This window comes from Roseovarius sp. MBR-78, from assembly GCF_040547535.1.
In the GTDB taxonomy this organism is placed as follows: domain Bacteria; phylum Pseudomonadota; class Alphaproteobacteria; order Rhodobacterales; family Rhodobacteraceae; genus Roseovarius.
On sequence record NZ_JBEPPX010000006.1, the window covers coordinates 13,192 to 25,105 of the forward strand.

11 protein-coding genes are annotated in these 11,914 nt (G+C 65.4%); all 11 read right to left on the bottom strand.

Features of this window, described 5'->3' with window-relative positions:
- Positions 1 to 3: 3 nt before the first annotated feature.
- The 11 genes from ABIE58_RS06230 to ABIE58_RS06280 all read right to left on the bottom strand — a co-directional run bounded on the left by ABIE58_RS06230 (position 4) and on the right by ABIE58_RS06280 (position 11,849).
- Positions 4 to 612, bottom strand: a complete 609-nt coding sequence (locus ABIE58_RS06230) for a HyaD/HybD family hydrogenase maturation endopeptidase (protein ID WP_354543841.1) — start codon at positions 610 to 612, stop codon at positions 4 to 6.
- Positions 594 to 770, bottom strand: coding sequence for a hypothetical protein (locus ABIE58_RS06235; protein ID WP_354543842.1), 177 nt, complete (start codon positions 768 to 770; stop codon positions 594 to 596). The genes ABIE58_RS06230 and ABIE58_RS06235 overlap by 19 nt, the downstream gene beginning before the upstream one ends.
- 100 nt (positions 771 to 870) lie before the next feature.
- A complete protein-coding gene (gene cybH / locus ABIE58_RS06240; protein ID WP_354543843.1) occupies positions 871 to 1,611 on the bottom strand; it encodes a Ni/Fe-hydrogenase, b-type cytochrome subunit in 741 nt (246 codons plus the stop codon).
- A gap of 11 nt (positions 1,612 to 1,622) precedes the next feature.
- Positions 1,623 to 2,207 carry a HupE/UreJ family protein gene (locus tag ABIE58_RS06245; protein WP_354543844.1) on the bottom strand — a complete coding sequence of 195 codons (585 nt, stop codon included), beginning with the start codon at positions 2,205 to 2,207 and terminating at the stop codon, positions 1,623 to 1,625.
- A gap of 13 nt (positions 2,208 to 2,220) precedes the next feature.
- Entirely contained in the window at positions 2,221 to 4,011 is a 1,791-nt protein-coding gene (locus ABIE58_RS06250) for a nickel-dependent hydrogenase large subunit (RefSeq protein ID WP_354543845.1), read from the bottom strand.
- A gap of 3 nt (positions 4,012 to 4,014) precedes the next feature.
- Positions 4,015 to 5,109, bottom strand: a complete 1,095-nt coding sequence (locus ABIE58_RS06255) for a hydrogenase small subunit (protein ID WP_354543846.1) — start codon at positions 5,107 to 5,109, stop codon at positions 4,015 to 4,017.
- A gap of 210 nt (positions 5,110 to 5,319) precedes the next feature.
- A complete protein-coding gene (hypF, locus tag ABIE58_RS06260; RefSeq protein WP_354543847.1) occupies positions 5,320 to 7,530 on the bottom strand; it encodes a carbamoyltransferase HypF in 2,211 nt (736 codons plus the stop codon).
- A gap of 96 nt (positions 7,531 to 7,626) precedes the next feature.
- Complete coding sequence (locus tag ABIE58_RS06265; protein ID WP_354543848.1) at positions 7,627 to 9,057, bottom strand: nickel-dependent hydrogenase large subunit; 1,431 nt, start codon at positions 9,055 to 9,057, stop codon at positions 7,627 to 7,629.
- Positions 9,054 to 10,046: an NADH-quinone oxidoreductase subunit B family protein gene (locus ABIE58_RS06270; RefSeq protein ID WP_354543849.1), complete on the bottom strand. Its 993-nt coding sequence runs from the start codon at positions 10,044 to 10,046 to the stop codon at positions 9,054 to 9,056. Before ABIE58_RS06270 ends, ABIE58_RS06265 begins: the two co-directional genes overlap by 4 nt.
- Positions 10,043 to 11,356 (bottom strand): sensor histidine kinase, encoded by a 1,314-nt coding sequence (locus tag ABIE58_RS06275; RefSeq protein ID WP_354543850.1) that lies wholly within the window; start codon positions 11,354 to 11,356, stop codon positions 10,043 to 10,045. The genes ABIE58_RS06270 and ABIE58_RS06275 overlap by 4 nt, the downstream gene beginning before the upstream one ends.
- A gap of 370 nt (positions 11,357 to 11,726) precedes the next feature.
- Positions 11,727 to 11,849 carry a hypothetical protein gene (locus ABIE58_RS06280; protein ID WP_354543851.1) on the bottom strand — a complete coding sequence of 41 codons (123 nt, stop codon included), beginning with the start codon at positions 11,847 to 11,849 and terminating at the stop codon, positions 11,727 to 11,729.
- Positions 11,850 to 11,914: the final 65 nt, after the last annotated feature.

The window sequence follows — 11,914 nt, forward strand, 5'->3', positions numbered from 1 at the left end:
GGCCTAGCCCTCGCCCGGCAGGAAGCGCGCATCGCCCACCCGGCACGCCGCCTCGGCGCTCGGGCGGCCTGTCTCATAGGCGTCCTGCCGGATCGACGGATCGGCCAGGAACCTCGCATCGCTTGCGCCGGGGTGCATCGTCACGCCCCAATCCCGCAGCCGCGCCAGTGCCACGTCAATGGCGGGGTCGATCTGCGCGGCCACGACAGCGCGCAACCCGCCGCCGTAATCCTCCAACTCCTCGGGCTGACAGCCAATGAGCATGAGGCGCTCGGGGCAGTAGCCCATCAGTTGCGCGGTGGCGATCACGTCCTGAAACCCGGTCTGGTGCAGGCTCATCTTTTTCGCGCCCAGGAAGGCGGGCACGGCGTCATCCTCGACGATTTTCAGCGTGCCGGGGACCAGCCCGTAATCAACCGCATCGAACACGATCAGCCGGTCGGCGGCCTCCATGAACGGCAGCAGATACAGCCCCCGCGTGCCGCCATCGAGCACCGTCACCCCCGGCCCGAAGGACCAGCGCGCCGCCAGCCGCTCGACACAGCGCACGCCAAACCCCTCATCGGCCCAGAGCACGTTTCCGATGCCCAGTATCAATACGCTTGGCTGCATGTCTCCTCCTCCATGCGCGAATGCGATCCCTGCCAGAAGAATGGCCGCTTTGGCATGCCGATGAACACCGAAAACCGCCCCGGACACCAGGATAAAAAATCATTATTAAACAGGTATTTAAACCGCAATATGCCAAAGAACCGCACGGCGAATGCCATGTTACCTTCCACTTTTGTAAAATATGAAAGGCAAACGACCAAACAAAAAGGCGGGCTGCACGCCCGCCTTTCGAGTCCCGCCCGATTGGAGACCCGCCGATCAGTCCGGCAGATCGTCCTTGAAGGTCCGCGTGCCCGAAATCATCGTCGAGACGATGGATTGGCGGCTCATGATATCCTCGCGGATCGCCACGTAGATATGCACGATCATGAAGATCACGATCCACCACATGCCGAGGTGATGATAGGTATGCACGATATGCGGGTTGTTGCCAAAGAGGGTGAACACCCAGCCAAAGAGCGCGTAAAGCAGGCTGTCCTTGCCCAGCCCCTCGGAATAGAGCGCAAGGCCGGTGACGATCATGAACGACACACCGAGCGTGATGAAGAGAAACATCGCCAGTTGGGCCAGCGGGTTGTGGCCCACGTATTTCTTGGGGGCAGCTTCCAGAAACAGATACCAACGCACCTCGAAAAACACCTCGCGCCACCACGCGCCCCGCCAGATCGGCACATAGAACAACTGCCGCGCATGGTGATTGCCGAAAATCGCCCAGTAGATGCGCCCCAGAAACCCGATGACGAGAATCCAGCCCGCCGCGAAATGCGCGAACCGGATATAGCCGAACACGAATTGATGCGCCGCCTCGCCGATCTGCATCGAAGGCGGCGGCGCGCCGATGAAATAGCCGGTCAGCGCCAGCGTCAGGATCGCCAGCGCATTGATCCAGTGCCAGAGCCGCACCGGCACCTCGTAGACATAAACGCTCGTCTGCCGCGCGACGGTGGCGAGATCGCCCGCGTCGGCGTCGACGAGGCCGGTTTGGGTGCCGTTGTTCATTGCATCATCCCTTATCCGAACGCGAGCCACAGGCCCGAGGCGGCAATGCCTCCACCCATGATCCGCTGTGCCAGGGGTTGTGCGGCCACCGCGTGCGCGAGGGCTATGCCCGCCAAGTGAAGCCCCCCGGTGGCCACCAGAAACCCCGCGAGATAGGCAAGCGCATTATTGCCTGCGGCCTCGGTCGCATGTGCGTGGCCATGCGCAGAGGCAAAGACGCCGATCACGATCAATGAGGCAAGGGTCAGCCGGTCGGGCTGCCCACGCCGCGAGACCAGCGTCAGGAAACCGAACAGCACGACCGACAGGACGATCATCGGTTCCACCATCGGATAGTCAAGACCAGCCCATGAAAGGCCGGCCCCCGCTGCCATCGCTGTCATGAATACCACCGCCCCCAGCCAGAACCGGCGCGGCAGCACGAAGCCGGACCAGAGCCCAACCGCCAGCATCGCCAGCAGGTGGTCGGGGCCCAGCACCGGATGCATCAGCCCCGCTATGAGCCCCGAAGTTTCGCCATGCCCTGAATGAGCCAGCGCCGGGGCCGCAAGTGCCGAGAGCACCCCCGAGACGATCAGAACGTTACGTTTCCTCATCAGCATTCCTCCCTTAGCGCACCTTTACGGTGGTCAGTTCCTCGCCCTCGGGCGACATTACATGCGTCGAGCAGGCCAGACACGGATCGAAACTGTGCAGCGTGCGCAGGATCTCCACCGGCTCCTCGGGGCGCTCCATCGGTGTGTTCATCAGCGACGCCTCGAACGCACCGATATTTCCGGCGGTGTCGCGGGGCGAGCCGTTCCAGGTGGTCGGCACCACGCATTGATAATTCTCGATGCGGCCCTCCTTGATCCTGATCCAGTGGCCAAGCGCGCCGCGCGGGGCCTCGGTCATGCCCACGCCCTTGGCCTCCTTGGGCCAGGTAGAGGGATCCCATTTGGCGATATTGGCGGTGCTCTCATCGCCGTTCTTGATGTTTTGCACCAGCTTGTCAAAGAAATGCTTTTGCAGCCGCCCGCAATATTCGCTCTCAAGCGCCCGCGCGGCGGTGCGCCCCAGCGTCGAGAAGATCGCGTCGAACGGCACATCAAGCGCCCGCAAGAGACCATCCACCTGGTTGCGAATGTCCTCGTGCCCCTGCGCATAGCCCACGACATAGCGCGCGAGCGGCCCCACCTCCATCGCATGCCCCTTCCAGCGCGGCGCCTTGATCCAGCTGTATTTCGCCGCCTCGTCGATCTCTTCGATATTGGTGCGCGTGCCCTTGGCGTTGGGGCCAAGCTCGTAATTGGCCTGCGTTTCGCCATCCCAAGGGTGCAGACCGCGGCCCGGCTCGCCATAGCGATACCAACTATGATCGACGAATTCCTGAATCTGCTCGGGGTCGCGCACATCAACCTCGTGCACCTCGCCCAGGTTGCCATTGATGATCGCGCCGCGCGGCAGATGCAGGTTCCCAGCCGAAAAATCATTGGCATTTTCAGGGATATCGCCATAGGCTAGCACCGATTTTCCCGACAGCCCGCCGCCATGCAGCCAACCCTTGTAAAAGCCGCCAATGGCGATAACGTCGGGCAGATAGACATTCTTGTTGAAGGTGATGCACTGCTCGATGATGGAGCTGACCATATTCAGCCGCTCCATGTTGATCGCGCCCACCGCCCCGGTGGAATGCACGTTGATCGGACAGGGCACGCCGCCCACCAGCCAGTTGGGATGCGGGTTCTTGCCGCCAAAGATGGTGTGAACCTTGACGATCTCCTTTTGCAGATCAAGCGCCTCAAGGTAATGCGTCGTCGCCATCAGATCCGCCTCGGGCGGCAAGAGATAGGCGGGATTGTCCCAATAGCCGTTCTTGAACAGGCCAAGCTGCCCGCTTTCGACGAATTTCTTGAGCCGGTTCTGCACATCGCGGAAATAGCCGGGGCTTGACAGCGGATGCGACGGGCTCACCGCCTGCTGCAATTCGCTGGTGGCCTTGGGATCGGCCCGGAGCGCGTTCACGGGGTTCACCCAGTCGAGCGCGTGCAGGTGATAGAAATGCACGATGTGATCGTGGATTTCCAGGTTCAACTGCATGATATTGCGGATGGAATTGGCATTTTCGGGGATGGTGATGCCCAGCGCATCCTCGACCGCGCGCACGCTCGTTAACGCGTGCGTGCCGGTGCAGACCCCGCAAATCCGCTCGGTAAAGGCCCAGGCGTCGCGCGGATCGCGGCCCTTGAGGATCACCTCCAGCCCCCGCCACATGGTGCCGGTCGAGACCGCGTTGCGGATCACGCCCTCATCATCGACGTTCACCTCGCAGCGCATATGCCCCTCGATCCGCGTCACCGGATCGACGACGATGCGGCGGCCGGTATTGTCGAGGTCAAAGCCGTTCGGGGTCATGCTCATGGCTTATGCCTCCTCTTTGCTGGGTTGGGTCTGGGTCTTGCGCTGCGCGGCCTTGAGCGCCGAGACGGCGGCGTGAACCGCCACGGCACCGCCCACCACACCGGCGGCGGCCATGCCCACGCGATCGGCATTGGCCTCGACGCCGAATTGCGTGAGGTCCGTCACCCGGTCGTAGAAACTGCCCTGATCCCAGAACCCGTCCTCGGAACAGCCGATACAGCCGTGGCCCGACTGGATGGGGAAACTCACCCCCTCGTTCCAGCGCACGGTGGAACAGGCGTTATAGGTGGTCGGCCCCTTGCACCCCATCTTGTAGAGGCAATAGCCCTTGCGCGCATTGTCGTCGTCCCATTGCTCGACGAACTGCCCGGCATCGAAATGCGGCCGACGATAGCACTTGTCATGAATACGCTGACCGTAAAACATCGTCGGCCGCCCCTGCCGGTCCAACTCGGGCAGGCGGTCAAAGGTCAGCATATAGGTGATAACCCCGGTCATCACCTCGGCAATCGGCGGGCAGCCCGGCACCTTGATGATCGGCTTGTCGGTGATGACCTTGTGCACCGGCGTGGCCCGCGTCGGGTTGGGCTTGGCGGCCTGCACGCAGCCATAGGACGCGCAGGCCCCCCAGCTTATGATCGCCTTGGCGTCCTTGGCGGCATGGCGCAACTGCTCGACAAAGGGCTTGCCGCCGATAATGCAATACATCCCGTCCTCGTTGAGCGGCGGGTTGCCCTCGACCGCCAGAATGTAATTGCCCTTGTAGCGCCGGATCGTGTCCTCCAGTGCCGCCTCGGCCTGATGCCCGGCGGCGGCCATCAACGTATCGTCGTAATCGAGCGAGATCATCGACAGCACCACATCCTTGGCCAAGGGATGCGCCGAGCGGATGAAACTCTCCGAGCAGCAGGTGCATTCCAGCCCATGCACCCAGATCACCGGCGTGCGCGGCTTGGTCTCCATCGCGTGGGCGATGCGCGGCACAAAGGCCGGGCCGAGGCCCAGCGCCGAGGCCGTGAGCGAGCAATATTTCATGAAACTGCGCCGGGTAATTCCCTGCCTGCGCATCACGTCATAGAAGGTTTCGATCTGGCTCAAGGCTGGTCCTCCCTCGGTCTTCGCCTCGGGATGCAAGCGTATACATCCCCTCAAGAGGTATCAGACCAAGGCGCGCGCCCCCTGTCCAAGAAAAGACGCCTCCGCCGCCAGCACAATAAATAGAAATGAAATCATTGGCTTGTCAGCGGTTTGCGCCTATGAGCAGCACCCGCACCGGCCAGTCGCTTACCGCCCCATCGCCGCAACCGGTCAGCCGCTTACCGCCCGTGCCGCCGCAACCACCGCCTGCCCCAGCGCCAGACCGCCATCATTGGCAGGCACCTTGCGGTGGATCAGCACCGGCAGATCGCCCAGCGCCGCGAGGGTCAATTCCAGCAGCAGCGCATTCTGGAAACACCCCCCCGAGAGCGCCACCGCCTCTGCCGCGCCGCTTTCCACCAGCGCCCGCGCGCGGCCCGAGAATGCCGCCGCCAGCCCGGCATGAAATCGCCCCGCCATCACCTCTGCCGCCACCCCCGCCGCGCGGTCCTGCGCCCATGCCTGCCAGAGCGGGCCGGTCTCGATGACACCCTCCGTGCCCCCCAGCGGATAGGCCACGCCATCGGGGAGCGCGCGCGCCTCCAGCCCCATCGCCGCCTCGCCCTCATAGGATTGCGCACCGGCAAAGCCCAGCACGGCGGCAAAGGCATCGAAAAGCCGCCCAGCCGAAGAGGTCAGCGGCGCATTCACCCCCGCCCGCACCGCCTGCCGCAACAGCGTCAGCGGCCGCCCGCCAAACATCCCATCGGCCACGTCGCTCAGCCCCGCCGCATCCAATTGCGCCAGCGCATTGCGCCACGGCTCGCGGCTTGCCATGTCGCCCCCCGGCATCGCCACCGGGCTCAGCCAGCCGCGCCGCTCGACCCCCAGGTAATCGCCAAGCAGCACCTCGCCGCCCCAGACCGTCCCGTCGGGGCCAAGGCCCAGCCCATCCAGCACGATCCCCGCCACCTTACCTGCACCCAGCGGCCAGCCATTCTCGGCCATGCAGGCAGCCATATGGGCATGATGGTGCTGCACCTCCACCACCGGCAGGCCCCGCGCATGGGCCGCCTGCGTCGCGCGGTATCCGGGGTGCATGTCACACGCCACTAACGCGGGCACATGGTCAAACAGCGCGGCATAATCCCGCTCCGCCGCCAGAAACGCCTCCCATGTCTGCGCCTCGTCCAACTCTCCCAGATGATGCCCCAGAAGCGCCTGACCGTTCTTCAAGAGGCACATCGCCGCCTTCATCTGCCCGCCATAGGCCAGAACCTGCGGCGCATCGCCGAAGCCATCGGGCAAGGGCAGCGTGCCCGGCACCCGCCCCCGCGCCCGGCGCAGGATCATCGGCGGGTGCGCGCGCTCCACGCTGTCATCAAGGCGGCGCGCGATCTCGCGGTCATGCATGAGAAAGGCATCGGCAAACCCGCCCAGCTTGTCGCGCGCCTCGGCGTTGCCGATCACCTGCGGCTCGCCCGAAAGATTGCCGGAGGTCATCACCAGCGGCCCCCCCATCGCCGCGATCAAGAGATGATGCAGCGGCGTATAGGGCAGCATCCAACCGAGCACCGCCTGCCCCGGTGCCACGCAATCGGGCAGCACCTCCGCCGCCTTGCGCAACAACACGATCGGCGCGGCGGGATCACCGAGCTGCGCCTCTTCCTCCGCCGATACCGCGCAGGCGGCGCGGATCATCTCCACCGTTCCCATCAGCGCAAAGGGTTTGCCGGGCCGCCGCTTGCGCGCGCGCAACAGCGCCACCGCCTCGCTATTGCCCGCATCGCAAGCGAGGTGAAACCCGCCCAGCCCCTTCACCGCGACAATTCCCCCGGCCCGCAGCACCGCCACCGTGCCCGCAATGGCATCCCCGCCCCCCGGCTCCAGCCAAATCCTCGGGCCGCAGTCGGGGCAGGCCACGGGCTGCGCATGAAACCGCCGGTCGGCGGGGTTCTCATACTCCGCCCGACAGGCGGCGCACATCGGAAAATCCGCCATCGTGGTGCGCGCCCGGTCATAGGGCAGACCCTGCAAAATCGTGAATCGGGGCCCGCAATGGGTGCAATTGGTAAAGGCATAGCCCTGCCGGCGCCCCGGCGCGAAAATCTCTGCCACGCAATCGGCGCAACTCGCCGCATCCGGCGTCACCCGCGTCTCGGCCCCCTGCCCCCGGCTCGGTGCGATCTCGAACCCCTCGGGCAGATCGAACACGCCCCCCTCATGCGTCACCGCATCGACCCGCGCCAGAACCGGCGCGCGCTGCGCAATGGCCGCGACAAACCCCGCCAGATCGTCGCCCGCCGCCTCGATCAACACCCCTTCGGGATCGTTGAGCACCCGCCCGCGCAGCCCCATCTCGCGCGCGAGTTGCCAGATATGGGGCCGAAACCCCACCCCCTGCACCTGCCCCCGCACCCGGATACGCCAGCCCTCAACCATCGCGCCCGGCGTCTTCTTGGCTCAAATACTCCGGGGGAGTCGCCGGAACGGCGACGGGGGCAGCGCCCCCTTGTCGCGTGGCCGCACGCGCGCCCATCAATGCACCGTGCAGACCATGCAGGGATCGAAACTGCGCACGATATGCTGCACTGCAATCGGCGTGTCCTCGCCCGGCCGCACCTCTGCTCCCACAAGCGCCGCCTCCAATGGCCCCGGCACGCCACCCGCGTCGCGCGGGCTGAAATTCCACGTCGTCGGCGCGATGATCTGCCAGGCGGCGATGCGCCCGCCCTCGATCCGGCACCAATGACCCAGCGCGCCGCGCGCCGCCTCCACCAGCCCCGCGCCCGTCCCGTCCACGGGCGCGGCCCAATCGGCCATGAACCTTGCCGCAGGATCAATCCCGGCGAGCAACTCTTCCATCAACACTTGCGTGCGCGCAATCTCCAGAAGCCGCCCGACAATGCGCGCCCGCACCCCGCCCTCACCCGCCAGCGCCCGCGCCAGGGGGTGCCCGTCCACCACCTGCCGCGCCAGCGCGCCGGTCTCATAGCCCAGCCCCGCCAGACGCGGGGCCTTGCACCAGCTATAGCCGGGGTCGCGCATCGCCTCGTCGGGCAGGGTCTGCCCCGCCTCCGGATGCGCCGCCTCGCCCAGCATCCAGGCATGGCTCAGATCCTCGGCGATCAGCGCGGGATCAAGTGCGCCCGCCGCGCCCCCGGCCCAGATGCCCCGGCCAAACACAAAACCCGCCGCCGTGGGATAGGCCCCGTAGGACAGATAGCGCCCCGAGCCGCGCCCCATCCCCGCCAGATCAAGGTCGGCGGCGATCTCGGCAAAGAGCGCCAGATCGCCCCGGCCCCACGCCTCCAGCCCCGCGACGCTGTCGATCGCGATAAAATCCTCCAGCGGCGCGCCGAACATCTCGGCCTCCAGATAGGCGCGAAACGCGCGCAAACTGGCCTGCATCCGCAGCTTGTCGCGCAGCGACGGCGCGCGCGTGACGCCTCCGGGCTGAATCGCCAACGTGTGCGGCCACTTGCCCCCCAACAGCCCGACGATATGCAAAAGCCGCGCCCGCGCCTCAATCGCGCCATGCAGGGCCGAGCCCTTCATCGCCATGAACCGCGCCACCGCGCGGGCGTGCCAGCGCCGCCCCGCGTAAACCTCCCGTGCGAAATCAGGCATGAAGAAGAGGTTGAAATGGGTCATGTGATCGGCCTGATTTTCGACCATATGCAACAGCGCCGCCACCTTTTCCCCCTCGGGCGCGGGCACCACGCCTGCCGCTTCTGCCAAGGCCCGCGCCGCCGCCGCCGACTGGCTGATCGAGCAGATGCCGCAAATGCGTGGCGTGATGGTCAGCGCATCCATCGCCCCCTTGCCCAAGAGCATCCGCTCGAACCCGCGAAAGAGCGGCGAGTTGACCCAAGCCGCGCGCACCCGGCCCCCCGCCACATCCAGACGGATTTCAAGATCGCCCTCGACCCGGTTGAACGGCCCGACCAGAAGCTGTGCCTCGCTCATGACCGGGGCTTCTTGAGGCTGGGGGGCACGGTGATCCGGTCGGCCAAGGCATTTTGCGCGATGCGCGGCGGCGTGGCGGCCTTCGACAGGCTCGCCAGCGCCATGAACCAGGCCTTGGGCATGTCCGAGGGCAGGCCCACCGGGATACCTGCGAATTTCGGCGTCTCGGCAAAGCCGTGGCCCGGCTCCTCGAATTCGGGCGCGGTGCAGTTGATGCAGGGGTATCCCGCGCGCGTGCAACTGCCCTCGCCATTCCAGCCGCGAATATTGCAATCGCCCACCGCCTGCGTGCCGACGCAGCCCAGATGCTCCATCATGCAACCCATCTGCGAAAGGGTTCTGGCGCTGGCCTTGTATTCGTAGAATTCATTCTTGGGGCAGGCATGATGCACCAGGTGATCGGCGTAAAAGCGCGGCCTGCCATAGCCGTCGAGCATGTCGGCGCGCATCTCGCCCGCCGCCAGCATCAACAACGTCTCGGTCACCCAGTCGGGATGCGTGGGGCAGCCCGCCACGTTGATCACCGGCAGGCCCGCGCGCGACCGGAAATCATCGGCCAGCGCACCGCCCGGATGCATCCCGTCATATTGCACGCCCACGGCATCGGCGGGGTTCTCGCCCGCCGAGGTCACGCCGCCATAAGTGGCGCAGGTGCCCACCGCCACGACATGGTCCGCGCGCGGTGCCAGGTCGCGCAGCCACTCGAGCATCGAGCGCCCGGTGCCCGCCAGCATGTGAAACCGCCCGGTGCCATTCGGCCCGCGCAGGATCGAGCCCTCGATGCAGAGAATATCGAGCACCTGCCTGCCTGCGCGAATATCCTCCAGCATCACCCGCACCGGCGCACCGGTCATCTCGCTCAGCGTCGGATGCCAGAGAAAGTCCAGCCCCGCGCCCTCCAGCAGCGCCAGCACATTGGGGTCCTCGGCACATAAAAGCGACATGGTGCAGCCACCGCACCCCCCCGATTGCAACCACAGGATGTTCATGCAGTCCCCCCCCTCGGCAGGCTCAGCCGGAAACAGGCCCCCGGCCCCGCCCGCTCGACCAGTTCCAGCGTGCCGCCGTGTTCCTCGACGATCTTGTGCGAAATCGACAGGCCCAGCCCGGTGCCCTTGCCCACCGCCTTGGTGGTGAAGAACGGATCGAAAATCGCCTGCGCTTCGGCCGCCGGAATCCCCGGCCCGGTATCGCGAATTTCCAGCACGGCACGCGCGCCCTCGTAGTGCAGATCAAGGCGCAGCGCGGGGTCATCCATCCCTTCCATCGCATCGACGGCGTTCTGCACGAGGTTCATCAACACCTGCTGGATATGCCCCGAGCGCCCGCGCACCATGCAAGGGGCAACCCCGCCATAGCTGATCCGCAGATCGGCCCTGGCTCCCCGCTCGATCCAGTTCACGGCCACGCGCGCGGTCTCCAACAGGTCAAAATTGGTCATCTCGCCCGCCCCGTCCGCCGACAGACGGCGCAGATCCTCGACGATATCGCGCACCCGCTCGGCCCCGTCGCGCGCACCCTGCACCACTTGTGCGAGGTTCCTGAGGTTGCGATCCAGTTTCAGCGCCTCGCGCAGCGCCACCAGCTCCTCACGGCTCGCCCCGGCCTGCACCCGCTCGAAATAGGTCTCGAACGTCGCCAGATATTTCTCCAGCGTATGGGTGTTGGCATAAACGAAACTGATCGGGTTGTTGAGCTCATGCGCCACCCCGGCCAGCAGACGGCCCAAGGACGCCATCTTCTCATTGCGCACCAACTGCCCTTGGGTCTGCTTGAGCGCCTCGTGACTGCGCTCCAACTCGGCATAGGCGCGCTTGAGCGCCCCCATGGGCCGCCCGGTCAGCACCACGCCCGTGCTCTTGCGGCGACGGTCAAGCTGCGGCGCGATGCTGAATTCCACCGGCTCCGGCCCATCGGGTGTGACCAGGTTGGCGCTGTGCGTATGGGGGCGGCGCAGGGCAACCGTCTCGGCCATTGCCTCGCTCAGCCCGTCCGCATCGGCCTCGGCGATGAAATCACGCAGGGGACGCCCCGCCAGATCGGCCACCTCGATCCCAACGAGGGCAGAGAAGGACGCGCTTGCATCGGCGATGGCACCGTGCTTGTCGGCCACCACCAGGTAATCGTTGATCGAGACCATGATCGACGACAGGAAATGCCGCAGATTGGTCAGCTCGGCGTTGCGGCTCTCCAACTGCTCCTGGTAATCGACCAGTTCGGCATAGGTGCGATCCATCGCCCGGAGCACATCCGCCCAGGTCTGGTCCCCCAGATCATTCCTGATGTCGTCGATAGCCATTTGGTAAAGACATTCATCCTGATGGCGCGAGATTCGTCACACCTATTTACCCGGAGTATGCATGACGGGTGCGGTGTTGTAAAAGTGGACCTCTTGCAGGCCGAATTGAGCTGTCCGGCCCTGATATCCAGACCATGCAGATGGCCAAGAGCCTGGTTGCCCGGCCTTGATACGCGGCCACAGCCCACGCCCATAAAAAAACCGCCGCGCGTTCGCTTGGAACGGCGGCGGAAAGTGGCCGGGCGCGGCCCTGTCATGGACACCGGGGGCAAGAGGCGGCCCCCTCATGGTTTGGGACAGGCAGGCGTCGGGGCCCGATCAGGAACAGGGGCACCACAAGGCCGCGCATCGGCAGGCAGAAACGAAACCGTCAGAACAGGACCGGCAGGTAAAGCGCCCCCACCAGCATCACCGCAAGCGCGCAGGCCCCGGCAGCATCGCCAAGGATGGTATCCCCGGCGCGGGCGGCGGATGTCTTGATCTGGTGTAGCATTGAACCCCTCCGATCTGATGTTGCCCGATTGTTCTCATGTCCAAACGGCAAAGTCAAGAACAATA